The organism is Kosakonia beeri (assembly GCF_054165705.1).
Genome location: NZ_CM135106.1, coordinates 888,260 through 914,798, shown reverse-complemented (window position 1 = coordinate 914,798; position 26,539 = coordinate 888,260). Strand labels below are relative to the sequence as shown.

The following is a 26,539-nucleotide window of genomic DNA, read 5'->3' as shown; positions in this document are numbered from 1 at the left end:
TCATGACCTGCTGTCAGGTGATGTTGTCTGGCTATGGTTATTTGTATAACCGGCAGGATAAATCATGAAGTTTACAGGTAACCGGAAACGTAATTGTGCCGGCGTACCTTTATTATTTTTCTGTGCAAGATGATACCAATATGAAAAAAATCATCGGAATTATATTCACGCTAATCTTGCTATCATTATCCCTGCTGGTGATCATCACCCCGATGGGCAGTGATAAACAATACCTGTTCGGCCTTAGCGTCGTGGCTGCTGTTTTTGTTCTGGGTCGGATAAAAAGCAAAAAAGCCGTGCTGGCCATGCTCACCCTTTCGGTGCTGATGTCAACACGATATATCTGGTGGCGCGCCTCTACCACCCTGCATTTTGACTCCACGCTGGAAATGCTGCTCGGCAGTTTACTGTTCGCTGCAGAAATTTATTCGTGGACGATTTTGCTACTCGGTTATATTCAAATGGCATGGCCATTAGAGCGCCCTATTGCGCCGTTACCGCAGGATAAATCAACCTGGCCGACGGTCGATATTTACGTGCCTTCTTATAATGAAAGTCTTGAAGTTGTTCGCGATACTGTGCTCGCTGCGCAGTGTATTGAATATCCGCAAGACAAAGTCAAAGTCTACATTCTTGACGACGGCAAACGCGATGAATTCCGCGATTTTGCGGCTGAAGCTGGGGTGGGTTATATCACCCGTCCGGATAACAGTCACGCCAAGGCGGGCAATCTTAACCATGCGATGACCGTCACTCAGGGTGAACTGATTTGCGTGTTTGACTGCGACCATGTAGCAACCCGCGTCTTCTTACAGGCCACCATTGGTGAGTTCTTCCGTGACGAAAAACTGGCATTGATTCAGACGCCGCACCACTTCTATTCCCAGGATCCGTTCGAACGTAACCTGACCGCGGCAAAACGTGTGCCGCACGAAGGGGCGCTGTTTTACGGCCCGGTGCAGCAGGGGAATGATAACTGGAACGCCACCTTCTTCTGTGGCTCATGTGCCGTTATTCGCCGCGCAGCGCTGAACGAAGTGGGTGGCTTTGCCGTCGAAACCGTTACCGAAGATGCCCACACTGCGCTGAAACTGCAGCGTCGCGGCTGGAACACCGCCTTTCTTGATATTCCGCTGGCGGCAGGCCTGGCAACAGAACGTCTGGCGCTGCATGTTAACCAGCGTATTCGTTGGGCGCGTGGTATGACGCAGATCTTCCGTATTGATAACCCGATGCTGGGGCGTGGCCTGAAACTGACGCAGCGCATCTGCTATCTCAATGCGATGCTGCACTTCCAGTACGGCCTGCCGCGCGTGGTCTTCCTGACCTCACCGCTGGTTTTTATGTTGTTTAATCTCAACATTATTTCCTCATCGGCGACGCTGATTTTCGCCTACGTGTTACCGCACCTGATCCTCTCCACCATGGTGAACTCACGCATTACCGGGCGCTATCGCTATGCGTTCTGGGGTGAAATCTATGAAACGGTGATGGCGTTCCACTTGATCCTGCCAACGCTGTTAAGCCTGATTTCGCCGCGTCTGGGGAAATTTAACGTTACCGACAAAGGCGACCTGACCGATAAAAACTATTTTGATGCCCTGACGGTTCGCCCGCTGATCATCACCACCATTTTGATGGTTGGCAGCATGATTTGGGTCGGCGTGCGTTACTTTATGCATGACTATGCCGGGATCGACCCACGCGTGATCCTGTTCAATATCGCATGGGGCACCTTCAGTACCATCATTCTGCTGGCATCAATTGCAGTGGCGAAAGAGACGAAACAGATCCGCAAAACCATTCGTATTTTTGCCCGTCTGCCGGTAACCGTCACCTTCTCCGACGGCTCTCAAATGCACACCCGCACCTTCGATATCTCGATGGGTGGCGCACGCGTGGCGCTGGTCAAAGGGGAAGATTTAACCCGTAAAACACCGGTGCAAATCGACCTCGGGCTGGGCAGCGAGATCGCCCATGTGCCGATTAGCGCGGCTGGCATGGGCGTGGGCGATATCCGTCTTGAGTTTGACACCCTGCCGTTAAATGAGCGCCGCAAGCTGGTGCGCGTGGTGCTTTCACGTGCCGATGCCTGGTACCGTCCGCCGCATGCGCCGGATCGTCCGCTGGCCTCGTTTATGGGGATTTTGCAGTGCGTGTATGAACTGTTTTTTGGCCCGAAGAAACGCGCCAATGGGTTTAACAGCCAGATGGCCACGGTCGCGAAAAAACAGAAAGAGGTTAACAATGCGCTTTAACCCCATCGCACTCGCCACGCTACTGGCGTGCTCAGCCAGCAGCACCGTTTTTGCCACGACGGACAGCGACGCGCTGCCGGAACTGCCGCTGCCGGTGACGCTGCAAGGCGCGTCGTCTTCCCAGCCGCAACCGGCCACGCCGATGAACGTCAGCAACCAGAATATTGCCAGCACCCTGAACTTTGGCGACATGGGTGCCACTGGCGGGCTGACGCTCTCCGGTATGCAGTTGCAAAATGGCGTGTCATTTAACTTGCCCGGCGATCTGGTGATCACCGACGCCCACATCAGCCTGAATGTGGAAGTGAACCGCAGCGATGTCAGCGGTGAAAACCTGCAATTGATGCTTAACGGCCAGCCGCTGGGCGCGATCCCGCTGGATCAGTTGCAACAGGATAAAGGTTACTGGAACCTGGATGTGCCGGCGTCGATGATCGCTTCCAGCAACAATCTCAGCTTCCAGCTGAAAACCGGCGACGACATCATTAATAACGCCTGGAGCTGCCAGCGCACTCTGCCTGCGGATTACAAAGTCACACTGCAGCCAGAATCGTCCCTTAATTACCAGGGACTGTGGCTGAACGTGCGTAAAACGCTGGGTACTTTCCCGCGCCCATTCCTGGATGTGAAACAGACCAAGGATCAAGCCGTCAGCATTGCCTGGCCGGATAGCCCGGACGCCGACGTGATGACCGCCTCGGCGATTGTCGCCTCGCAATTTGGCACGCTGAGCAATGGCCGCCCTGCTCGCTTTGAAGTGCAGTACAACGCGCTGCCTGCGGGCAACGGCATTCTGGTGGGTAAACCGGGGCAAACCATCGGCGGCGTCACGCTCCCGCAAACAAACGGAGCGGCACTGCAGGTTATCGATAATCCGCAGAACCCGGCCTATAAACTGCTGGTCATCAGTGGCCATAACGAGCAGCAACTGCGCCAGGCTGCCTGGCGGCTGACGCAACCTGCCCTGCCAGACAGCGACACGCTGGACGTGCCGGCACTGAAAATGGCACAACGCGCCGCATACGATGCACCGCGTTGGATCAACACCGACCGCCCGGTGCCAGTGCGTTCGCTGGTTGGCGATGATGGCGCGTTGGTAGCGCACGGTGTCTGGCACGGCGAGAACCATTTGCCGTTTCGCATCGCGCCGGATCTGTTTATGTGGGATGGCTCAGCCGTTCCGCTGCATCTCAACTACAGCTTTGCACAGAAAAACTGGATTGACGATCAGGACTCCTTCCTGAATGTCAGCCTTAACGGTGAGTTCCTGAAACGCCTGCCTGTCAGCAAAGAAGGGATTTTCGCGCCGGTAATGGCCATGTTGGGATTATCGCAGCGCCAACAAAGCGCAGTGGTGAATATCGATCCGCGCGCGATCCTCGGCAGCAACCAGTTGGGTTTCTGGTTCGGTCTGAAAGCGCAGAAGAATGCGCCCTGTAATGCAATGGCGGATGAAAACATTCAGAGTCGCATTGACGGTGATTCGACCCTGGATTTTACCCGCGCCTGGCACTACGGCAAACTGCCGAACCTGGCCTGGTTTAGCGGGGCCATGTTCCCGTTCACACGCCATGCCGACCTTGCGCACACCACAGTGCTGATGCCCACCCATCCGACGGTAGAAGACGCAACAGTACTGCTTAATTTGATGGCGCAGTCGGGCCGTGATACAGGCGTGACCGCAAACTATCTGCGTCTCTATACCGGCGTGCCCGGCCAGGATGACGCTCAACAGCAATTGAGCGACAGCGATGTGCTGGCAATTGGCAGCCTTAGCAACCATGAGCAACTCGCCCCGCTATTGCAGGGCAGCGCCTTTATGCTCAATGGCAACAACCTTGAGGTCAACACGACCAGTGCTGTCAGCCGGGTACTTTCGCTGCTCAGCGGCGACGCGCCGCGCACCGATATGGATGCGGCGGAATACCTGAGTGACAACAACCAGTGGCGGGGTCTGTTGAGCATGCGTTCACCATGGAACCCGCAACGTGTTGTGGTGGTGGCGACCGCGACGGATGACCATCAACTGGCGTTACTGCCTGCGGATATGAGCAAAGCGGCATTTCAGTCTGCCGTAGGCGGTGATTTTACCGTCGTGAGCAATGCGGGAGATGTTCGCAGCTGGCGTGTTGGCGAGCAGTTCGTCAGCGGTAATTTGCCAGGTTATCTGCGCGTGTTGTGGTTTGCCAGCGAGCACATCTTCTGGCTGGTGATCCTTGCCTGCCTGATTGCTGCCGTTTCCGGCCCAATGCTGTTTAAGGCGCTTTCGCGCCATGCTCAACAACGCCTGCAGGATAAAACGAAGAAATGAATACGCGTAAACAGTTAACGCACGCTTTTTATCTGCTGTGTCTGATAGGGGCCAGCCATCCGGCTGTGGCTGCCGACAACGCCGAGGCGGCGGGCAACGATGCGGCGGTGAAAAAACTGCTGGCGCAGGCTGGCTACTGGCACAGCAAAGCGCACGACGATATGGCGATGGAAGCCCTGCAAAAAGTGCTGGCCGCCGACGAGAAAAATATCGACGCCATGTACCTGATGGCGCTCTATCAATTGCAACAGGGTAACGTTCAGCAGTCTGAAGTCTGGCGCAAAAAAATTGTTGAGATTTCACCGCAGGATCCGCGTCTTTCGGCTCTTACCAGCGCCAATACCTTGCGTAATATCCCGCAGGACAAAATGAACGCAGCGCGCTCACTGGCGCGTCGGGGGCAAATTAAAGAGTCAATCGCCGCGTGGCGCGCGCTATTTAATGGGAACCCGCCGCCGGACGACGTGGCGCTGGAGTATTACCAGACCATGGCAGGCGACAACGCCACATGGTCAGAAGCGGTGGCCGCTATGCGCCAGCGTGCCAGCATCATGCCGGATGACGTGCCAACCAAAACGGCGCTGGCGATGGCGTTGACCTACCAGGAACCTACCCGCCGGGAAGGGATCAACCAGCTGACGACGCTGGCGGCAGATAATAAAGAAGCCGACAAAGCGCTCCAGCAGGCGTTGCTCTGGCTGGATGCGAAATCTTCCGATCTCCCGGCGTACAGTGCTTGGGCACAGCGCCACCCGGAAGATAGCGCCCCGATGGATCACTACCGCAAGAGCGTGGAAGGCGATGCCACCAAAGCCGGGTTTGATGCCTTAAACGGCGGCGATCTAGGCGGCGCAAAAGATAAGTTCGCTGAAGCGCTGCAAAACCGTGCCAATAACGGTAATGCGTTGGCGGGTTTGGGCTATGTGGCGCTGCGTCAGAATAATTTCGGCGATGCAGAAAAATACCTGCGCCGTGCCTCGCAGGAAGATACCAATAACCCGAACAGCCTGCAGTGGGCGAAAGATGCCGACAACGCGCGCTACTACAGCGCGCTCAACCAGGCGAAAAGTCTCAGCCAGAAAGGGAGCTACGAGCAGGCGCTGGCCAGCCTTGATGGCAGCACCAGCAATGACGCCAGCCAGCAACAAGCGGCGGAGATGCTGCGAGCCGATATTTTACGTCGCCAGGGCAAGCTGCCGCAGTCCGAAGAGGTATATCGCCGCCTGCTGGAGCAGCACCCGCAGAATACCGATATCCGCACCGGTTTATGGTGGGTACTGAAGCAGCAAAACAAACAAGCAGAAGCCGACGCCATGCTGCGGACATTGCCAGCTAACCTGCGTACCCGCTACGCCTCGGTCGGCGACAACGGCGACAACGATCGCAAAGCGGCACAGGCAGCTTTGCAGGCCGGTAACAGCTCACGCGCGATGCAGATTTTGCAGGCAGCCTCGGCGAAATACCCGCAAAACGTCTGGCTGCAACTCGACTATGCTCGGGCATTGCGCAAGGCCGGGCAGAAGCAGCAAGCCAGCACGTTGATGTCTGGTGTGGCAACGCGCGGCGATGCCAACAAAGAAGCCCTCTACGCGGCGGCGGTTTACGCAGCGGAGGACAGCGACTGGTCGCGGGCGCAAAGCCTGCTTAACCGCCTTCCGCGTAACAGCTTTAGCGCTGATATGACCGCGCTGAATACGCGTGTGCAGATCAATCAGCAACTGGATATTGCACGCAATTATCTGCGTCTGGGCAACACCACCGCAGCACGCAACTCCTTACAGGCACTGAAACGTACTCCGCCGTCCTCGCCGGTTGACGTGGGCCGCCTTGCCGAAATGTTAATGCAGAGTGGCGACAGCGCAGGTGCGTTGCAACTGGTGCGCGACAACCAGGCGCAGGGGCTGCACGGCTCGGTGGTGGATTATGCCGGGCAAATTCGCGTACTCAACCAGGCTGGTCAGTTCGCGGAAGCGGAAAGTATTCTCAATGCGCCAGCGCTGCAAAACGGTGCCAGCCAGCAAGAGATGAATGCCATCCGCACCGGGAGCCTGATCACCCGTGCCGATCGTCTGCGTGAAAAAGGGCAAATTGCAAAAGCATGGAATCTGTTGATGCCGGAGCTGCAGTCGAATCCCACCAATACCGACCTGCTGTTAGCGGTGGCACGCGTCTATCAGGCCGATCATATGGACGACAAAGCCAGCGAAATTTATCAGTACGTGTTGCGTAAATCCCCACGCGACAAGCAAGCATTGACCGGCATCGTCAACCTGTCGCTGGCCCGCGGCAATAGTGATGATGCCCGCCGGGCCTTTGCCTCGCTGGAACCGAGTCAGGATGCCGATTATATGCTGCTGGCCGCGCGCGTGGCGGCCGCCAACGGAGAGAACCAGCGTGCCCTGTCATTGCTACGCACCGCGCAGTGGCGTCTGCAACAAGGCGGCGACGACGACAGTGATGAGCTAAGCGACGTGATGTCGCTGCCATCGCCAACCCGCCAGGCACAACAGACGGCAATGAGCGGCATCAACACCCTGATGCAGGACCTGCAAGAGAAAAGCGCCACCTGGACCAGCGCAGGCGTTTCACTGCGTAGCCGTGATGGCGAAGCGGGCCTGAGCGCGTTAGATGAAGTTCAGGCCCCGCTGATCCTGTCCGGCGCGGTGGGTGACAGCACGCGCCTTAGCCTGAACGTAACGCCGACATCCCTGAACGCGGGTGAATCGTCGGGTGAGTCGGCCAACCGCTTTGGTACGGGGGCGCTGGATCATGCCGCTAAGCTGGCTGCAGCGTCGGCCAGCACCAGCACGACCACTACCTCGACCAATGCCGACAGCCAGGGAAGCCAGCAGGTCAATGGCGTGGCCGCCAACCTCAGCCTGAGCGGCGAAAGTTATAAGCTGGATATCGGCAGCACACCAACCGGCGGCGAATTTACCCGTCTGGTAGGCGGTGTGGAGTGGGATCCAAAACTGACGCAGCACGGTTCGCTGGCGCTAAAAGCGGAGCGTCGCGCGGTCACCGATAGCCTGCTCTCTTACGTGGGGGTGAAAGATAAAAGCACCGGCGAAAGCTGGGGCGGGATCACCCGTAACGGCGTGTCTGCGCAGTACGCGTGGGATAACGACTTAATCGGCCTGTATACCCGTCTGGGCTTTGATACCTGGGTGGGGACGAACGTGCCAACAAACCACTCCGTCAATGTGCTGGCGGGCAGTTACCTGCGTCCGTGGCATACCAACGACAGCGAAATGAAGGTCGGGGTTAACGTCAATTATATGAATTTTGACCGCAACCTCAGCTACTACACCGTGGGTCAGGGGGGCTATTTCAGCCCGCAGGACTTTATGGCCGTCTCGCTGCCGGTGTCTCTGACGCGCAAAATCAACGACTGGGATATGACGTTAAGCGGCTCCGTAGGTTACCAATCTTATAAACAAGATAAGAGTAACTATTTCCCGGGCCACAGCAGTCTGCAATCGCAGTTAAACAGTTATGCCAGTGCCGATGATGACGTTGATGCCGTCTACAAAGCGACATCGAAAAGCGGCATTGGTTACACCCTGGGCGTGGATGCACGTTACCACCTCAGCGACAAGCTGGCGCTGGGTGCCAACCTGGGGTACGACACCTTCGGCAGTTATAACGAAGGTAAAGCGTTGGTTTATTTCAAATATTACGTCGATCAAGACAAATAACCCGTGGGATACATGATGTTTAGCAATCAGGACACTTACTTACAACGCAACTATCAGGCCGGCTGGCACGATCTGGTGTATCTGTTCTTCAGTGAATATACCGAAGGCCGCGGCGATAAAGATCCCGACGCCCTGAGACGCATTGGTCAGATGATGGCCCAGTGGTATCCCATTGATAACGCTGCAACCGTTAATGAACTGGAAGTCAGCATCAACCGGGTGCTTGAGCTGTTTAACTGGGGTTTTGTGAAAATGGCGCCCGCGCAGCGTGAGCTGATCCTGCTGCACTGCGCCTGGCCGCATGCGCCGGAATACCGCGACGAAGCGGCGTGGCGTCGCGCCAGTGCGTATGTGCTGGAAGGCGCATATTCCCAGTGGCTGGTTTCACAGGGTGCGGGCAACCAGGTGCCGGTACGCTGGAAAGACAACGCGACCGAAGATGTACTGATTTTCCGTTACGCCATTGGCGAATGATTTCGCAAGGGCATTTCCACCATATAACAATCATCAGGTAACCATAATGTTTAATGAGATCGTGGTTTCAGGAAGGAAACTGGAAATCGAAACAGTTAACTATATGGAGGATAATGCCTTTGTTTCACTGGTTCTCGACACGTCCGGGCGAATTATTCATGCCAGCCAGTTGTTCTATCAACTCACCGGTTTTAACCGTGAAGAGGTGATTGGCCAGATCCTTTTTCAGTCCGAAGAGGAAACAACCGCCATCTCACTGACCACGGCCATTAGCCTCGCGCAACAAACCGGTGATAACTGGCAGGGTGAAATTTCGCAGCAGAAAAAGAACGGCGAGATGTTATGGCTCGACACCAGATTGCTGCCGCGCCGTGATGATAACGGTGAAATATTCGCATTTATTCTGTTGGGGTTTGATATTACCCGACACATGACCATACGTGAAAAATTGCATTTCCGCGCGCATAACGACGCGTTAACTAAGACGTTGAATCGCCAAGGTTATTATATTCGCAGCCGCAAAAAGATCCGCGCGGCTAATGCGCGCGGCGCGCAAATTGTGGTGGCGATCCTCGACCTCGACAATTTTAAAACCATTAATGACGAACTGGGTCATGCCGCTGGCGACGAAGTACTCCGTTGTTTTATCAGTCGGGTAAAACAGTGTATTTCACGCGGTACGTTATTAGGTCGGCTGGGCGGTGATGAATTTGCACTGACCTATATCGACGGTGTTGATGAACCGACTGGCCGTGGCGTATTACAATTAATTGTTGAAGCCACGCGGCAGCCGATGTATTTACAATACTTACAACAAACCGTGGAATTATCGGTCAGTATTGGCGTTGCCAGTTATCCTGAGCATGGACCAAATTTTTCATCAATATTAAAAGCAGCCGATACTGCCCTCTATCGGGTTAAAGCACGCGGCGGCGACGATTTTATTAATTATCAGGTTCCAGGCATTAATGAGCCTGGTAGCATTATTAACACCGTCGTGTGTTGATATTTTTTATTACTACAAACAGCAATGATTTTTTCCCAGAGGAAATAAATATGTTAAAGGCTGTAATCCCAGTCGCTGGCCTCGGTACGCGTATGCTCCCGGCCACCAAGGCCATTCCCAAAGAGATGTTGCCGATTGTGGATAAACCCCTTATCCAGTATATCGTGCAGGAGTGCTACGCTTGCGGGATCCGCGAAATTGTTCTGGTGACTCACTCATCGAAAAATGCGATCGAAAACCACTTCGATACCTCTTTCGAACTGGAGTCGTTGCTGGAATCACGTGTGAAAAACCAGCTTCTGGAAGAAGTCCGCACTATCTGCCCCGCCGGCATGAACATCATGCATGTGCGTCAGGGCCAGTCAAAGGGGCTTGGCCATGCGGTATTGTGCGCCGAACCGCTGATTGGCGATAACGACTTTGTTGTTGTTCTGCCGGATGTGCTGATAGACGACAGCCAGAGCGACCTTACGACAGATAACCTGGCGGCGATGATCCAGCGTTTCACCACTACCGGCGCCAGCCAGCTGATGATTGAACGTGTGGCGCATGAAGATGTGTCCCGTTACGGCGTTGTTGACTGCGGCGGCATTAACCTGAACGAAGGCAGCTTCGGCCAGGTGCAGGGCATGGTAGAAAAACCGCCAGTCGACGAAGCACCGTCTGATATGGCAGTGGTAGGTCGTTACGTATTGTCGAAAGAGATTTGGCCCCTGTTGCGTAAAACCCCTATCGGCGCAGGCGGCGAGATCCAACTGACCGACGCAATTGCCATGCTGCTGGAACGCGCGCCTGTAGAAGCCTATGCCCTGACCGGTAAGTCGCACGACTGCGGCGACAAAATTGGTTATATGAAAGCGTTTGTGGAGTATGGCCTGCGTCATAACGCAACCGGTCCTGCTTTCCGTCACTGGCTGCAGCATGAACTGGCGCTTAAGCCCGTTGCGGAAGTCGTTGACCGGATCGCCGAAGCGGTGTAACGCCGGAGCACGTGTTACCGGGTTTACTGCCCTATCTTCATAACAGGAAATCTCATGTTTAGAACCACCTGGCTCATGCCGTGCTTAATGCTTTCGCTGGCCATGATCTCTTTTTCAGCCCGCAGTCAGGACGGCAACTGGGTGCAATTTAAACAAAATTACCTCAGCCAGGACGGCCGCATTATTGACCATGAAAATGGCGATATCAGTCATTCGGAAGGTCAGGGATATGGCATGTTATTGGCGGTGATGAACGATGATCCCGCCAGTTTCGAGAAAATATGGCGCTGGACGCGAAATACCTTATTACGTCCTTCGCTTTGGCTATTTGCCTGGCGTTATGATCCGAAGGAACGAAAAGTTACTGACGATAATAATGCCAGCGATGGCGATACACTAATTGCCTGGGCATTATTACTGGCCGGGAATAAGTGGCACGACCAGAGTTATCTTAGCGCCTCGGAAAATATTCAAGAGGCGCTAATCAATTGTCTGATTATTGAACAAGATGCGCATACTTTACTGTTGCCAGGTTTAAGTGGATTTACTAAAGACGAAGGTTATATTATTAACCCTTCTTACTTTATCTTTCCTGCCTGGGATAGTTTCTGGCAACATAAGCATAACGATATTTGGTTGAAACTAAAAAAATCGAGTCTCGATTTACTCAATAAAGCGCAATTTGGTAAGACGCAGTTGCCGAGTGACTGGATTTTTGTCAAGAATAATGGTGAAGTCGTGCCGGCTGAAAACTGGCCGCCGCGATTTAGTTATGATGCAATTCGTATCCCGCTGTATTTGAGCCTGAGCGAAACGCAACAACATTCGATGGAAAATTTCCGTCATTTTTGGGCGAATTATGCCCGAAACGAAACACCCGCGTGGGTGGATGTCTCCGGGGAAGGACAGGCGAACTACGTTATGTCTGGCGGCATCCTGGCGGTACGCGATGTCACGATGGGCGATTATCAACATATGGATAAGTCTCTCCGCCCCGGCGAAGGATATTATTTGTCGGTGCTGCATATGCTGGCACTGTTCGCGGCGTCGTTGAAAGCAAATTAATGGCGTGCAATCGCTTGTAATACTGAGTTTCGCGCCAGCGTCGTTGACCTGGCGTACCTTAACGATTTCGTCACAAAGCAGTGCCCGGCGTGGGGACGCGCAGGAATCTGGCAGGAAGCCTTTGAGTATTAACCGATAACCGGCCTGGAATACAGGAACACCGGTTCGTAATGCCGTTTCCGTCTTCGCGGAGCGGCGCGAGCCGGGGGACAATGAATAATAAAAACCACATACATCTCATGTCCAAGCATGAGGGAGAAACTTGATGACAGAGTTGAAAATAATAACACGTCATTTACACAGCACGTTGTTACAAGCGGATCGTCAACCAAGCGGCAATTTCCGTCCTGGGGATCATAATGAACATCCGTAACCTTGAGTATCTCGTTGCGCTGGCCAAGCACCGACATTTTCAACGCGCAGCGGAAGCCTGCAATGTCAGCCAGCCGACGCTCAGCGCACAGTTGCGTAAGCTGGAAAATGAACTGGGCCTGCAACTGCTCGAACGTACCACTCGCCGCATCCGCTTCACGCAAACCGGCCTGCGACTGGTGGAACAAACGCAGGTGGTGCTGCGCGAAATTGAAGCGCTGAAAAACATGGCCAGCAGCAGCCATTACCAAAGCCTGATGCAAACGCTTGATATTGGCATCATCCCGACGCTTGCCCCGTATATCTTTTCCCATATGAACGCGGTGTGCCACGAGAACTTCCCGGAAATCGAACTGGAAATTCATGAGGCGCAAACCAACCAGCTGCTGAACATGCTGGAGTCCGACGCCATAAAATGCGCGATCATGACCTCCAATAAAGACACCAGCAAATACGTAGAGTTACCGCTGTTCGATGAACCGCTGGTGCTGGGCGTCAGCCATCAGCATCCGTGGGCGCGAATGGGCGAAATCGATATGGGACACCTGAAAAACAGTAAGATCCTGATGATTGATGATGGTAACTGCCTGCACAGCCAGGTGTTGCGCTATTGCTATCAGTTTGAACTGGAGCCGGACCCGCGCTTTGTGGCGATGCACCTCGAAACGCTGCGTCGCGGTGTGGCTTTTAACCGTGGTGTCTCTTTCTTCCCGCTGCTTTCAACGCAACAACAGGGCGGTAACGAAAATATTCGCTATCTGCGCTGCGTAAGTCCGGAACCGAAACGTAAAGTGGTGCTGATTTTTCACCGCAGCGACCCAATGCGTAAAAAGTACGAGATCCTGCGTAATGCCATTGCCCGCTATATGGAACGTTACATCATCGACAATAACGTTCTGGCGTGACGCTAGCAGCGCTGCTCATAAATTCAGGCAGCAGACTCTTCCTCATCTTTGCGACAATCATGCGCCTGCATGGTTGTCGTTTTTTTCATTAAGCCGCGCATGATATCGTCCGGCAACACAGTCCCCCGGTGATACATCTCTTCAATTAACAACCAGACAGTGACCAGAGAAATGGTGTAATCAGCGATGGTCGCCGGCACACTCATCGCAGCCATAAAGGGGAAACGCGCGCACAGCTGGGTGCGATCGTCTTCGGTTACGGCATCATGGTAATAAGGCGAGGAAAGCAGACGATACGCTTCGGCCTCTTCAACAGAGGAAGCCCAGCACAAACGAACGGCGATGGTTTTTACAAACGGCGGAACCAGCACATTACACTCGGGGCGCGGTTCCAAATCTAAAGGAAGGCGGCTACGGTGTGATTCTGCTTTCATTTTTTCCTCAATACCTGGCGTCCAGGGGGATGTTCCGTACTCTGAGATATATCCATCGACCGCGGAGAAATTTTCTTTAGGGTTAATATTTAAAATAGAGAATAAACTGAAATTTATCTATACGGAATGTCTTAAAAACTAAAAAAATCTTATAAAAAGCAAAAGGTTAAATCATCATCAATTATTGACGAGATCGATCCTAAAGTGCGAATTTCATTTGTTCCATATATTAAAGCCCTCACTCTATAAAAGTCCGGTGAATATTTTTGTTGGAACTGCGCCAGTAACGTGAAAATGTATCACTGAGTGGGTCACAGACCGGGGCGTTTGTTGCCCCAGGAACCGCTGAGTGAATCTCGGGTACTACTTTTCGACCGCGCGCCCAACGGGCAGGAAACCACGCGAGCACGGTACGGGTAGCTTGCCGCGTGATCGACAACGCATTTTATTGCTCGCGCCTCGCAAGCGCGGTTTTGTTGCAGTAAATACCGCGTTTAATCGCATCTTTTCGCAGGATCGATCTTTAACGGCCCATGCTCTGATAGAGGGCTATTACCAGGTTAACGCTCACGACAGGAAAAGTGAACCATGCACCCGTTTCAGCAAATACTTCATTCGACTCTCGCGCGCACGGAAGGAACGCCGCCGTCGGCAGCGCCGCACGTACAGCCGGAACTGGCGTTACACACTCTGCCAGTGAGCGTTACGCCGGAGGATTTCCTCTCTCTCGCTAGAGCCCGTCGGACCATTTATCTGTTGGGTAAATCCTTACCCATCGGCGAAGATAAAGTGGTGGAAATCATTAAAGAAGCGATTCGCCAGGCCCCTTCCGCGTTCAATTCGCAAAGTTCAAGGGCGCTGATCCTGCTCGGGAAAGAACATGATCGTTTTTGGGAACTGGTGCGTGGGCAATTACGTAAGGTGATCCCTGCGGAGAACTTCCACGCCACGTCAGATAAGCTCGACGGTTTTGCCGCCGCCGCCGGTTCGGTGCTGTTTTTTGAAGATCAGGAAGTGGTCAGCCATCTGCAAAAACAGTACATCGCCTATGCTGATAATTTTCCTGTCTGGTCAGAGCAAAGCAGCGGCATTGCGCAATACGCGGTGTGGCTGGCGCTGGCGGAACAGAATATCGGCGCCAACCTGCAGCACTACAACCCGCTGATTGATATGGAAGTTCGCCAGACATGGGCCATCCCTGAAAGCTGGAAACTGCGTGCGGAGATGAACTTTGGCAACATTGTCGGCCCGGCCGACGAGAAGACTTTTATCGATGATGAGAAACGCTTTATTGTCGCGCGCTGAGGATAACGTTTCACCACATTAGCCTGTGCGCTAATGATTCCCGGTTAGCATGCCAGTTACGCTCGGGCCTGCAGTATCACTTTTGAACTGCACCGAACCTGAAGCGTTCCGGCAGCGTGCATTCACCAGGCCGCCATCCGGCACCAGCCCGATGGCAGCTTTGCTTTAGCGGGGCTAATCGAAGTACCAGTAGCCCTGATTCACCAGCGCAGTCAGCTCGGCGGCGAATGCCGGGTTGTCCAGTGCCTTACCCAGCTCATTCAGGCCAATCGTGGTGTAACGGCAAAGGGCATCTGCCGCTTGTGCATCGGCGGTTTCCAGCTCTTCGCTATTAATAAAGAAGCGGCCACCCACGTTGAGTACCCGTAACCCGCTAAGACGGGTCAATACCTGCCCATCTTGCAGCGCGCCAACCACGTCTTCTACGCTGTAATCGTCCGGTTCCGGCGCAATATCCAGCTCATGACGCGGCGTGGTAATAAAGCTGCCGAACCACTGTTTAAAATGTTCCGGCTGGTTGATCATCGCGATCATCATGCTGCGGACGCGCTCCAGCTCATACTCCTCGATTCTGCCCGGGTGTTCCCGGCAGGTTAAGTCCGGATCGCTGTAGTGCTCGCCACCGAGATCGTTTTCCAGCGCGTAGTCTGCAAAACTGCTGATCAAATCGCGGCCATTCGGCCCACGGAAGCCAATCGAGTAGTTGAAGGCAGTCTCATGGGTAAAACCGTCGTGAGGGAATCCTGGCGGAATATACAGAATGTCGCCAAGCTCCAGATCTTCATCAATGATCGGCGGGAAAGGGTCAACATGCAGCAGCGCAGGATGCGGGCAGAACTGACGCATTGGTAACTTATCGCCCACGCGCCAGCGGCGGCTCCCCATCCCCTGGATAATAAACACATCATATTGATCGATATGCGGGCCTACACCACCGCCCGGCACGGAATAGGAGATCATCAGATCATCAAAACGCCACTCCGGCAGCACACGAAACGGCTTTACCAGTTCCGCAGAGGGCGCATGCCAGTGGTTTACTGCCTGTGCCAGCAAGGACCAGTTCGTTTCGCCTAAATGATCAAACTGCTCGAAGGGGCCATTCCATGCCTGCCACTGGCCATTCACATGGCTGACAATGCGGCTGTCGACTTCCGGCTCCATCGCCAGACCAGCCAGTTCGTCCGGCGTTATCGGATCAACAAAGTCCACGAATGCGCGCTTCAGGACAACGGGTTTCTTTTGCCAGTATTTTTCAAAAAATTCTGGCCAGTTAAGGTTAAGTTGGTAAGCCATAGATCCACACCAGTGAGAAGGGAAACGTGGGAGATTATAAAGAGTGATCTCCCCGGCCCGCCTTGTCATTGGTCAAGAGCTTGTACGGGTAACGGCGGTGCAATCACCAGTTGGCTTAATGCCGCAAGCAGCGCATCCACCTTTGGCAGTAACTGCTTGCGACGCGGCCACACCAGCGTTAACGCCAGTCCGTCAGGCTGCAGGTGAGGCAAGACAATATGCAACGCTCCGCTTTCCAGCTGGCGGTGCACCAACCAGGTGGGCATCTGCGCGACGCCGAGTCCTGCGCAAATCGCCAGGACCTGGGCATCGACATCGCCCAGAGCCATGCGGTGCGCGACGGTACGCCATTGCGGGTGACCGTCTTCCGTGGTGAACAGCCAAGGCTTGGTCGTGCCATCTACGCGCTCATAAAGAATGGCCTGGTGTTCCATCAGCGCCGCTTCGTTCTGCGGCGTCCCTTCTCGTTGCAGGTAATCTGGCGAGGCGCAAAACACCATCTTCTCGCGACCAAGACGTCGGCAACCCAACGATGCAGGCAACGCCTCCGGCTGCCCGATACGTACCGCCACATCAATGCCCTCCTCAAACAGATCAACAAAGCGATCCGAGAAGGTCAGGCTCAGTTCTATCTCCGGGTGCAGCTGACAAAATGGCATCAGCACTGGCATCACGCCGAGCCGACCGTATGTATTCGGCACGGCCAGGCGTAAGCGCCCGGACGGAATCGTGCGGTGCGCAGCCAGCACCGATTCAGCTTCAGCCAGTTCCTCCAGGATACGCACACATGTCTGGTACCAGGCATGCCCGGCATCGGTCAGCTCTAGCCGGCGCGTGGTGCGTTCCAGCAGACGCGAACCTAACCGTGCTTCCAGCCGGGCCACGCTTTTACTGATGGCCGACCCGGTCAGATGCAGCCGTTCCGCCGCTGCTGTAAAACTCCCCTCCTCGACACAGGTTACAAAGGGAACAATGTCTTTCAGTCGCTGATCGCGCATCGTATTTATGAACCAAAGTTGATAATCATGCGAATTAATACCAGAGATAAGAAAAGAATTCTCTATTAGGCTCTTTATAGGCAAACATTGGGGAGAAATTCTGTGCAGAAAACAGCATTAATTGTCGGCATTAGTGGTGTGATTGGCCGCGCACTGGCGGAACAACTCACTGGCGAAGGCTGGCGGGTTTACGGTCTGTCGCGCGGACGCGGTGAAGTCCCCGCCGGGTGCATCAGCCTGACTGCGGATTTAACGGATGACCAGGCAGTAATCACGGCGCTGCGCGACATAACGCCAGACGCGCTGTTCTTTAGCGTCTGGGCGCGCCAGCAAAATGAGCAGGCCAATATTCGCGTTAACGGCGCAATGGTCAAAAACGTCATCCATGCGCTGGGTGAGCGACTCCGTGGCGCGCACGTTGCGCTAGTGACCGGCATGAAACACTACCTTGGCCCGTTCGAGGCATATGGCAAAGGCAACGTGCCGGTAACCCCCTTCCGTGAAGAGCAGGGCCGCCAGCAGGTGGAAAACTTTTACTACGCTCAGGAAGATGAAGTATTCGCCGGTGCAGAAAAATATGGCTTCCGCTGGAGCGTTCACCGCCCGCATACCATCATTGGTTATGCGCTGGGTAATGCCATGAATATGGGGCTAACGCTGGCGGTCTACGCCACGTTATGCAAGGAAAAGGGCTGGCCATTTATCTTCCCCGGTTCGCCCGAGCAGTGGAACGGCGTGTCGGATGTCACGGATGCGGATGTGCTGGCGGAACAACTGAGTTGGGCGGCGCAAAGCCCGAATGCGGCCAACGCCGATTTTAATGCCGTAAATGGCGATGTGTTCCGCTGGAACTGGCTGTGGCCAAAACTGGCAGATTATTTTGGCATTGAACCGGCGGATTACCCGACCAGTATGCTCCCGCTGGAAGGCCGCATGCAGGAAGCCGCCACCGCCTGGCGCGACATTGCACAGCGCTATCACTTGCGCGAAAACGATGTCAGCAAGCTCGCCTCCTGGTGGCATACCGATGCCGATCTCGGCCGCCCGATGGAAGCCTTTGCGGATATGAGTAAAAGCCGCAAAGCCGGGTTTACTGGCTATCGCTGCACGCTCGATTCGTTCATGACGCTCTTTGACCGACTGCGGGAAGAACATATTATTCCGCGTTAACCCGCTTGCCCGGCGCCCGAAACGGCGCCGGGCGCACCGTCAGTTTAGCGTCAATGCTGTCTGCGGGCCCTGCTCTACTCTCGCTCCCTCCTGCGCAGTGATATGCACATCACTGCCTGTGCCAGAGACATAACGGGCCTGCACCCCATACTTGGCAGAAATATCAATATGTTGCAGCGAAACGCCCTGCACCAGCGACTCCGGCAAGCCGCTAAAAATCATGGCATGATTGGCATTGGTGGCGGTGAGATACGAAATATTCACGCCGTTGATTTTCGGCGTGGTGGCGGTGATAGCGGCGTTATCAAGCGGCGAAATTAAGGTGTTACCCTGCGCACCCGACTGACCACTGTAACTATTGGTGACCAGCACTGGCGTGGCGACATGGGTCATCGTCAAATGGTCCGCCACCAGCGGACCAATAGTATTGCCACGATCGCGGGCAGATTTAATGCGCAGCCCATTTTCCGTGTTCAGGAAAGTGACATTGCTGACCGTGACCCGCCCGATCCCGTTGGCGGTTTCGCTGCCCAGCGAAATACCGTGTCCATCGCGCATGATGGAATCGGTGATGGTGATCTCCTTCGCGGGAGCGCCCGTGCCGGGAACCAGACCCGATTTGATCGCGATATTGTCATCACCTGTGTGAATGTCGACATTCGAAATATGGACATTACTTGAGGAGACAATATCCATGCCGTCAGTATTCGGCGACGTGGTCGGGTTGCTGATGTTCACCTGATGGACATCAATATTGTCGCTATTGCGGATAACGATGTTCCACATAGGCGAGTTGGTCAGATGAAGCTGCGCGATCTTACCGCCCTTCACTTCATTGAACTCCACAAACCATGGGCGTGGCGCGCCATTAGCCAACGGGATGCCGGGGAAGCGATCGGTAAATGCTTTGGTATTGCCGCTGCGCACTTCTGCGCGGATCTTTAGCGCCTCCGGCCACCAGCTTTGCTCGCCATCGCCATCCAGCGAACCGCCCCCCGTAATGGCCACATTCTGCACCTGGCTGGCAAAAATAAAGGCTTCGTTGGTGCGTGCCGGGTGACCAATAAAGGCCGGGATGAATTTCCCTTCCTGGTTGCTGGCTTTCAGCGTTGCCCCTGGCGCTATATTCAGGGTGATATTGCTACGTAGCTGGAGCGGGCCACTTAGCCAGACCCCGGGCGATAACAACACAGTACCGCCACCACGCTGGCTGCATTGCTCTATTGCTTGTTGGATAGCATCGGTGTTGAGGGTTTTTGCATCGCCCTTACCCCCAAAATCGTCAGGAATACAGTGGGAAGGCGCGGCCTGCGCCATCGCAGATGAAAAAGCGCCACAGCAGATCAGCGCAAGCAGAGATTTGTTCATAGGTCCTCGATTGATAAGTCAATTGCCAAAGTCCATTGATGCGGTAATTTACTTTAGGGCATGAAATGCACGAGAACTATTGTGCAAAAGCACTTATTTATGGCTGATTTATAAAAGATTTATTTACTAACAGCCTGGATGCCTGGTGCGCCCGTCCAGCCGAGCGCACCGGGCATCATCAGGCCCGGGTCTGAAACATAAGGGTATCGGTAGTAAAAGACCCCTCATCACCGATCAGAAAGTGCTGTTTTACCTCTTCAGACGTGTGGCTTTGCAAGTAGCGAATCGCCGCGCGCAACACCTCCGGCGTTTTCATGCGTTCCACCCACGAGCTGTACTCCAGCGCCAGCCTGTCCGAAACCATTTTTTGCACCGTCATGCCACTTTGCTGAGTCATTTGCAGCCACTCTGCAGGGGAGTAGTTGCGCACATGAGACGGGTCGCGCAGCACCTCAATGGTTTGCAGCCAGATGTCGAGAACCGGGCGCCCCGGCGACGCGATATCCATCAGAATAAATTTTCCACCCGGTTTCAGTACGCGTTTCACTTCGCGCAGCGCCAGCGCCACATCATGCCAGTGGTGGGCGGAATAGCGGCTGATCACGACGTCAAAGGCGGCGTCGGTAAACGGCAGCTTTTCTGCCGCGCCATGCACGGTGGTGACATTACCAAGCTGGCGTTCGACGGCCGCCTGACGCACCACCTCAAGCATTTTTTCCGACAGATCATATGCTGTTACGGCGCGTGTTACCCCGGCCGCCACAAAACTGGCGTGCCCGGCACCACAGCCTAAATCCAGTACGGCACTTTCGGTATCGTCTGCCAGCCACTCTGCCAGCCGGGTTAAATCTGCCCCCTGCGCATGAACCTGACTCTGCAAGTAAGCCTGCGCCTGATCGCCAAATTGCTTTTGGGTTAACTCATGATGATTGACTGCCATTCTCTTTTCCTTTTTCAGCACGACAAAAAAACCTGCTCTGAGGCGACTATACGGGGCTGTTTATATTGGTACAATATTGGCATTTATACTGGTATTAGCGAGTACCCCCCATGGAAAATACCCTCTTCGCCGGGCCAAAAACGCTTGGCGCGTTCCTGCGTTCGCAGCGAGAAAACACCCAACCTGCAGACATTGGCTTACCGGCGCAGGGCCGGCGGCGCACCCGCGGGTTACGCCGGGAAGAGGTGGCACAGCTCAGCGGGATAAGTACAACCTGGTACACCTGGATTGAGCAGGGACGGGACATTGTCGTGTCTGCGCAGACGCTGTCGAATATTGCTAGCGTGTTGAAAATGAAACCGACAGAACGTAAGTATCTCTTCCACCTGGCAATGCAAAACGATCCGCAGGAAGAGCAGGTCGTCACGGTAGAGGAGGACGTGCTGGCAACGGTTACTCAGATGGCCTGCCCCTGTTATTTACTTGATCTCACCTGGAATATGCTGGCCTGGAATCAGGCCGCCGAAGCGCTGTTTAGCGGCTGGCTGGGTAGCGTGCCTGCACCCAACATGATGGATTTTATGTTTCGTTATCCGCAGGCCCGTACGCTGGTGGCCGACTGGGAAACGCGCGCCAGCCGTATCGTAGCGGAACTGCGCGCCGATGCAATGCACTACCCTCATGACCAGGGTCTGAATCACTTTGTGCAAAGCCTGAGTAATGACAGCGATCTGTTTCGCAGTTTCTGGTCACGCCAGCAGGTGGTGGTGCGCGAAGGTGGAGAGCGCGTGTTTAACCATCCCCTTCAGGGCGAGCTGCACTATCGACAGATGACCTGGCAACTGACCAGCAATCGTTCTGTCAAAATGATAATGTTAATGGCGGTGTAATTCTTCCCCCTCCGACTGCTGTGACGGGAGCGCTTATGGCGTGAAGAGAGAGAATATATTTTGAACCAGCAGGAATAAAAAAATCAGGCCAGTAAACTGACCTGATTTTTATTATTTGCGGAAATCGAGCGGCATCTGAGAAGAGTGAATCCAGGCAGAAAAATTATTAAATGCAGTCATGGATGACTTACAAAAAATACATTTTGCGCCAGACGGATTCTTTTCAGTGACATCGAAACTGGAAATCCGATATTGCGTTCCGCTACAGCAAGGGCAGCGGAAATGAGTACGATGAGTAATCTTTAAATCCTTAGCGGGCGACGACGTTTGCCGCAGCCGGGCCTTTCGCACCATTTTCAATGGTGAACTCAACTTCTTGATTTTCTTCAAGAGTACGATAGTTATCGCTCTGGATAGCAGAGAAGTGTACGAACACATCTTTACTGCCGTCTTTCGGAGAAATAAAACCGAAGCCTTTCTCAGCGTTGAACCATTTTACGATACCAGTCATTTTAGTAGACATACTTGTTACCTTCTAATTTTGTTAGCCTTTTCGGCAGCAATGGTCTGAGACATTATTTTTATCAGAGTGTAAAGCGAAGACCCAAATAGAAGTAGCAAGGTGGTACTTAGAGATGAGAAAGACTTTAGTGAACTGCTGGAGATAATGATTATCAAACCGACGACGCATTAACGCACGGCAGAGATATGGATGCAAGCCTTATTTTAAATTTATTTTCCATGTGTCTGTTTTTTACTCTCCGCGCACCGTTTACCATGGCGGCAAACGGCCAGTCATACAGGGCCGCCAGCAAGATAGCCCTGTTCATGCAGAAGCATGAAATAGCTGCACTGGCGTTAACCAGTGCAGGGATTTATGCACGAATGTCATCGTATTCGCGTGTGTTATCAAATTCGTGTTTGGCGAACGGGCACAGCGGAATAATTTTGCGCTTCTCAGCACGCATTTTTTCTACCACTTTCGCGACCAGTTGTTTGCCTACCCCCTGCCCCTTCAGGCTCGGATCGACATCGGTATGCTCAATAATGCTCAGATGATCGCCCGTGGGAACAAAAACGATCTCCGCCACCTGGCTCCCTTCGGCATCATTCACATAGAACTTGTTATGACCTTCCAGTATTTCCATCATTGTCTCACTCAGTTATGGCGGTACTTCAGCGCACCGCTCGGGCAGGTATCAATAATTTTCACTACTGTGGCAGCATCTACTTCATCCGGGATGATCCACGGTTTGCGTTTCAGGTTGAAGAGCTTAGCGCTGCCGCGCACGCAATTTCCAGCATGCTGACAAACGTCTGTGTTGAAGTAGACGTCGATTTTCTCTCCGGTATAGACCCGGTAACCCGCGTCCAGTAGTTCCTTATCCATGACATTGCCCCGATTATTATTGGTGTTGAAAATAAGCATAGCTCTGACGGGAGACTACAAGGTACCTGCCTGTCTCAGCAATATCGGCGGATCTGAAAGCCTTCATCTGCTGTCGGTTCGACGAAATAGCGCGTGATCTGCTCAAACTGCTGCTCAGTGGCAGCGAAATCATGCTGGCCTGCGGCATTTCTCTGGCGTAGCCGCGCTTTGCACACCTCATCACTCACGTCGAGATAATGCAGCAAATGTTCTGCGCCAGAAGCGTTGATGATGCTCATCATCCACTCTCTGCTGGCAAGCGTATTGGCCGGGAAATCCAGCACGACATTAACGCCAGCATGCAGTAATGCAATGACATGCGGTTTGATGGCCAGTTTGAGTTTCGCGGAGTACTGAACATAGTCCTGCACAGAGTGCATAAGATCGCTAAACAGCGGCGATAACCAGCTGTCCTCGCTCAACACAATGGTGCCTGGTGTTTTACTCAGTTCGGCGGCAAGGGTCGATTTACCTGCGGCAATTTTGCCACACAGGATATGCAGTGTCGGTCGGGATGGATGAAGGTCAGTCATTGAATACCTCACAGGTTGCGTACCAGCAAGGCCCCCGCCGTGCTGGCGGGAAAAAGATGAACGCTATCCCACCCTTCGTATGACGGTGTAAATAATGCTCACAATAAATAATGGGGCTGAATATGTTTTGCGCATGTTATCAACGTAACAGCAATTCAGCCGCATCACCAGCGCTGAATGGCAACCCTGCTGGTCAGCCCGGACCGTCGCTGCCTGCCGCAAGTAGCGGCACAATCACATCACTGAACGGTGTGGGGATGCCGTGTTTTTTGCCGTACCGCTGTACCACACCATTGCGGATATCCCATTCCAGAGGGCGACCCGCCTGGCGGTCAGCAAGAATGGATGTGCCAAGGTCAGCCGGCGCGCGCTGGAACCCGGCCACAATCTCCTGCGGAACATCGTCACTCAGGGTTGCGCCCTCTGCGCGTGCGACCGCAAGGCATTCCCGCAGGTATGCCAGCGCCAGCGCAGTGATGTCCTCGCGTGCGAACATCCCGGCGCGACGCCCGGACAGCACCATCAGCCCTGCTGCCGCATTCTGTAATAACTTGCGCCAGGCAACGGATGGGAAATCGGCGGAGACGTCAACGCTGCAACGCGTCCCGGCTAACGCCGCCTGCACCCGCGTGGTGGCGGGGGTATCGGGCAAGGTCAGGCGCGGTTTGGCGCGCAGCCAGACAGAGGCATCCGGTTCACGTTGCGCGGGAAACCACACGACTGAAGGCAACACCGTCGCGCCCGCCACATACGGGGCAAACTGTGTTTTCTGCTCGACACCATTTTGCAGCGCACAGACCACCGTCTTTTCGTTGCACAACGCTTTCAGCCATGCCGCGCTAGCCGCCAGTTGCGTCGTTTTTACCGCCACAAAAACCAGGTCGAACGGCTGCGTGATAACGCTGGGATCGGTCAGCACCGGGCCGGGTACCACAATGCGCCCCTCATCGTGACGCAGCACCAACTGCGGGTGCGCGGTACGACCACACACGGTAGGGGTGCGGCCAGCCTCATGCATCGCTGCCACAATGGTGGTGCCTATTGCGCCCGGGCCAATAAGGGCAACGCGGGGATTCTCTGAAGCCATATCACTCTCCTGAAGATCATTAGCTGACGAATAATCTCACTCAATATGATACTAACCAGCGGCGATGACAATGCAGGCGAGCGTTAATGCTTTGATCAAGCAATAACGCTGTTTTACGCAAGCGCAGAAGAATGAAAAATGTGGATCTGCCTGGCAGACCCACGCGGAGAAGATGACGGGTATTATCTGCCGGTGTTAAAAAAGGCCACGGTTTCGGTTAACCGGCGGGTTTGCTCTTCCAGCGCGCTCGCCGCAGATACAGCATGTTGCAGTAAGACTGAATTTTGCTGCGTCACCGCATCAATTTGTACAATGGCTTCGTTCACATGGCTAATGCCTTTGCTCTGCTCATCCGTGGCGACCGAAATTTCCGACATAATATTCGACACGCGCTGCACTGCGGTAATCATCTCCTCAATGCTGCTGCCAGCGACTTTAATTTGTGAAGAGCCACTCTCAACGCGCGCGACAGACTCCTCAACCAGGCCTTTTATCTCCTGTGCCGCCTGAGAACTACGTAATGACAAACTGCGCACTTCCCCTGCCACGACGGCGAATCCTCGCCCCTGCTCACCGGCTCTTGCGGCCTCAACTGCGGCATTCAGCGCCAGAATATTGGTCTGAAATGCGATGCCGTTGACCACCTCGATAATGCTGGCAATTTTCCCGGCGCTTTCAGAAATACCGTTCATCGTTTCGTTCATGCTCTTCATTGCCACACCGCCACGTGAGGCAATATCCACGGCTTCACTCGCCAGTTGGCGTGCCTGCCCGGCGTTTTCTGCGTTCTGTTTAACCGCTGCGGTGATCTCTTCCATACTGGATGAGGTTTTTTCGAGCGAACTGGCCTGCCGGTCAGAATGCATCGCAATTTCCTGGTTCCCAGCGACGATATCATGCGTGCTGGTATTGATGATCTCCGCCCCATCGCGAATGTCTTCTATCACCGCAGTCAATTGCTCACGCATGACCCCCATTTCATGGATCAGGCTTGAACTGTCGCCGGCTTTTTTATTTACCGCCAGGGAGAGATCGCCCGCGGCAATGCGCGCAGCGACATCAACCGCATAACGCGGTTCGCCCCCCAGCGTGCGCAATGTCCCGCGGTTAATGACATAAACCAGAACAGAAAGCAGAATACTGATCGCCACAAACAGCATCAGGTTGTGGTAGAGCGACACCAGAAATGCTGCGTCGATATCATCCACGTACAACCCGGTGGTGACTATCCAGCCCCATGGCGCCCAGGGGATGTTGTACGCAATTTTCGGTTGTGCTTCCTGCTCCCCCGGACGGGGAAACACATAAGCCGTAAAACCAGCCTGATTCCCCTGGGTGACGGACACCATATCTCTGAAAATATAGACGCCATTTGCATCGGCAATATCTGGCCCTTTTCCAATCAGTTTGGCGTTGATGGGATGCATGATCACCTGCGCCTGATTATTCAGAATCGTAAAATAACCGGTGTCGCCATAGCGCAGGTCTTTAATTAGCTGCAGGGCTCGCTGTTGCGCTTCTTCCTGTGATATCAATCCCTTGTCAGCAAGGCCCGCCTGGGTTTTAACAATACTGAGCGCGAGTTGCGACACATGCTGCAGCTCGTTTTTGCGCAGTGCCAGTTGGTCATTTTTAACGGTCAGAGAACCAAAGAAGAGGGTTCCGGCCAGGCATATCAACGCCACGAGAAGAGGGAGCCACAGTTTTTGCGCAAGCGATAGTTTCATGGCATCGGTACCTGTTGTTGTTTTATAGGGCGGGTAAAGCAGCGGTCATAAAATGGCGGCCGTGCCTTTTTCTGTTATCGGTAAATACAGAAGGCAGATTAATGGAAAGATGTAATATATATCTTTGACTTAACCGTTTTAGGTTATAGAAAAGTTAACCACCTGATAAATAGAATTTTTATTGATGGTAAAATTATTCCCTGAAGAAAAATTAATGCATAATTTTGAACAAGCTCACAACTTATCCTTCCTGCCTGGAAATTAATAAAGGTTCATCAAACCCGTTCTGATTAATC

The 26,539-nt window shown here is 53.9% G+C and carries 23 protein-coding genes; 11 read left to right on the top strand and 12 right to left on the bottom strand.

Going from position 1 to position 26,539, the window contains the following annotated elements; translation table 11 throughout:
* Nucleotides 1-140: 140 nt before the first annotated feature.
* From bcsA to oxyR, 8 genes are all read left to right on the top strand, one after another.
* Nucleotides 141-2,258 (top strand): UDP-forming cellulose synthase catalytic subunit, encoded by a 2,118-nt coding sequence (bcsA, locus tag ACUY4S_RS04555; protein ID WP_312691679.1) that lies wholly within the window; start codon nt 141-143, stop codon nt 2,256-2,258.
* Nucleotides 2,248-4,569: a cellulose biosynthesis cyclic di-GMP-binding regulatory protein BcsB gene (gene bcsB, locus ACUY4S_RS04550; RefSeq protein ID WP_312691678.1), complete on the top strand. Its 2,322-nt coding sequence runs from the start codon at nt 2,248-2,250 to the stop codon at nt 4,567-4,569. The genes bcsA and bcsB overlap by 11 nt, the downstream gene beginning before the upstream one ends.
* Nucleotides 4,566-8,267, top strand: coding sequence for a cellulose synthase subunit BcsC-related outer membrane protein (locus tag ACUY4S_RS04545; protein ID WP_312691677.1), 3,702 nt, complete (start codon nt 4,566-4,568; stop codon nt 8,265-8,267). The genes bcsB and ACUY4S_RS04545 overlap by 4 nt, the downstream gene beginning before the upstream one ends.
* A 12-nt stretch (nt 8,268-8,279) precedes the next feature.
* Entirely contained in the window at nt 8,280-8,741 is a 462-nt protein-coding gene (gene bcsD, locus ACUY4S_RS04540) for a cellulose biosynthesis protein BcsD (RefSeq protein ID WP_312691676.1), read from the top strand.
* Between the two features lie 46 nt (nt 8,742-8,787).
* Nucleotides 8,788-9,747, top strand: coding sequence for a GGDEF domain-containing protein (locus tag ACUY4S_RS04535; RefSeq protein WP_458022163.1), 960 nt, complete (start codon nt 8,788-8,790; stop codon nt 9,745-9,747).
* A 50-nt stretch (nt 9,748-9,797) separates the two neighbouring features.
* Nucleotides 9,798-10,727 carry a UTP--glucose-1-phosphate uridylyltransferase GalU gene (gene galU / locus ACUY4S_RS04530; RefSeq protein ID WP_312691674.1) on the top strand — a complete coding sequence of 310 codons (930 nt, stop codon included), beginning with the start codon at nt 9,798-9,800 and terminating at the stop codon, nt 10,725-10,727.
* Nucleotides 10,728-10,781: 54 nt separating this feature from the next.
* Nucleotides 10,782-11,792 (top strand): family 8 glycosyl hydrolase, encoded by a 1,011-nt coding sequence (locus ACUY4S_RS04525; protein WP_312691673.1) that lies wholly within the window; start codon nt 10,782-10,784, stop codon nt 11,790-11,792.
* 359 nt (nt 11,793-12,151) lie between these two features.
* Nucleotides 12,152-13,069 (top strand): DNA-binding transcriptional regulator OxyR, encoded by a 918-nt coding sequence (gene oxyR / locus ACUY4S_RS04520; RefSeq protein ID WP_312691672.1) that lies wholly within the window; start codon nt 12,152-12,154, stop codon nt 13,067-13,069.
* A 23-nt stretch (nt 13,070-13,092) separates the two neighbouring features.
* Here the strand turns inward: oxyR and ACUY4S_RS04515 are convergent, their stop codons facing one another.
* Nucleotides 13,093-13,503: a hypothetical protein gene (locus ACUY4S_RS04515; protein WP_312691671.1), complete on the bottom strand. Its 411-nt coding sequence runs from the start codon at nt 13,501-13,503 to the stop codon at nt 13,093-13,095.
* A gap of 588 nt (nt 13,504-14,091) precedes the next feature.
* On the opposite strand from ACUY4S_RS04515, the gene ACUY4S_RS04510 reads away from it, so the two are divergent.
* On the top strand, nt 14,092-14,808 hold the full coding sequence (locus tag ACUY4S_RS04510; protein WP_458022164.1) for a nitroreductase family protein: 717 nt from the start codon (nt 14,092-14,094) through the stop codon (nt 14,806-14,808).
* Between the two features lie 174 nt (nt 14,809-14,982).
* On the opposite strand, the gene ACUY4S_RS04505 is transcribed toward ACUY4S_RS04510, so the two are convergent.
* Nucleotides 14,983-16,101, bottom strand: coding sequence for a ribosomal protein uL16 3-hydroxylase (locus ACUY4S_RS04505; RefSeq protein ID WP_458022165.1), 1,119 nt, complete (start codon nt 16,099-16,101; stop codon nt 14,983-14,985).
* Between the two features lie 65 nt (nt 16,102-16,166).
* Nucleotides 16,167-17,099 (bottom strand): LysR family transcriptional regulator, encoded by a 933-nt coding sequence (locus ACUY4S_RS04500; protein WP_458022166.1) that lies wholly within the window; start codon nt 17,097-17,099, stop codon nt 16,167-16,169.
* Nucleotides 17,100-17,201: 102 nt separating this feature from the next.
* On the opposite strand from ACUY4S_RS04500, the gene ACUY4S_RS04495 reads away from it, so the two are divergent.
* Nucleotides 17,202-18,269, top strand: a complete 1,068-nt coding sequence (locus ACUY4S_RS04495; protein ID WP_458022167.1) for an SDR family oxidoreductase — start codon at nt 17,202-17,204, stop codon at nt 18,267-18,269.
* Nucleotides 18,270-18,308: 39 nt separating this feature from the next.
* Here ACUY4S_RS04495 and ACUY4S_RS04490 read toward each other — a convergent pair whose 3' ends face one another.
* Both ACUY4S_RS04490 and ACUY4S_RS04485 read right to left on the bottom strand, forming a co-directional pair.
* On the bottom strand, nt 18,309-19,637 hold the full coding sequence (locus tag ACUY4S_RS04490; protein ID WP_458022168.1) for a glycoside hydrolase family 28 protein: 1,329 nt from the start codon (nt 19,635-19,637) through the stop codon (nt 18,309-18,311).
* Between the two features lie 178 nt (nt 19,638-19,815).
* On the bottom strand, nt 19,816-20,577 hold the full coding sequence (locus tag ACUY4S_RS04485) for a class I SAM-dependent methyltransferase (RefSeq protein ID WP_458022169.1): 762 nt from the start codon (nt 20,575-20,577) through the stop codon (nt 19,816-19,818).
* A 110-nt stretch (nt 20,578-20,687) separates the two neighbouring features.
* Here ACUY4S_RS04485 and ACUY4S_RS04480 point away from each other — a divergent pair, with 110 nt between their 5' ends.
* Nucleotides 20,688-21,467 carry a helix-turn-helix transcriptional regulator gene (locus ACUY4S_RS04480; protein WP_458022170.1) on the top strand — a complete coding sequence of 260 codons (780 nt, stop codon included), beginning with the start codon at nt 20,688-20,690 and terminating at the stop codon, nt 21,465-21,467.
* 111 nt (nt 21,468-21,578) lie between these two features.
* Here ACUY4S_RS04480 and ymcF read toward each other — a convergent pair whose 3' ends face one another.
* The 7 genes from ymcF to ACUY4S_RS04445 form a co-directional block, all read right to left on the bottom strand.
* Entirely contained in the window at nt 21,579-21,821 is a 243-nt protein-coding gene (ymcF, locus tag ACUY4S_RS04475; RefSeq protein ID WP_409429832.1) for a cold shock small protein YmcF, read from the bottom strand.
* Complete coding sequence (cspE, locus tag ACUY4S_RS04470) at nt 21,778-21,990, bottom strand: transcription antiterminator/RNA stability regulator CspE (protein WP_312691663.1); 213 nt, start codon at nt 21,988-21,990, stop codon at nt 21,778-21,780. The genes ymcF and cspE overlap by 44 nt, the downstream gene beginning before the upstream one ends.
* Before the next feature lie 352 nt (nt 21,991-22,342).
* Complete coding sequence (locus ACUY4S_RS04465) at nt 22,343-22,615, bottom strand: GNAT family N-acetyltransferase (protein WP_458022175.1); 273 nt, start codon at nt 22,613-22,615, stop codon at nt 22,343-22,345.
* 11 nt (nt 22,616-22,626) lie between these two features.
* The gene (gene yjdI / locus ACUY4S_RS04460) at nt 22,627-22,857 is read right to left on the bottom strand and encodes a 4Fe-4S mono-cluster protein YjdI (RefSeq protein WP_312691662.1); all 231 of its coding nucleotides are present in this window, start codon (nt 22,855-22,857) and stop codon (nt 22,627-22,629) included.
* A 74-nt stretch (nt 22,858-22,931) separates the two neighbouring features.
* Complete coding sequence (locus tag ACUY4S_RS04455; protein ID WP_312691661.1) at nt 22,932-23,429, bottom strand: P-loop nucleotide/nucleoside kinase family protein; 498 nt, start codon at nt 23,427-23,429, stop codon at nt 22,932-22,934.
* 193 nt (nt 23,430-23,622) lie between these two features.
* A complete protein-coding gene (locus tag ACUY4S_RS04450) occupies nt 23,623-24,516 on the bottom strand; it encodes an oxidoreductase (RefSeq protein WP_312691660.1) in 894 nt (297 codons plus the stop codon).
* A gap of 182 nt (nt 24,517-24,698) precedes the next feature.
* The gene (locus ACUY4S_RS04445; protein ID WP_458022171.1) at nt 24,699-26,243 is read right to left on the bottom strand and encodes a methyl-accepting chemotaxis protein; all 1,545 of its coding nucleotides are present in this window, start codon (nt 26,241-26,243) and stop codon (nt 24,699-24,701) included.
* Nucleotides 26,244-26,539: the final 296 nt, after the last annotated feature.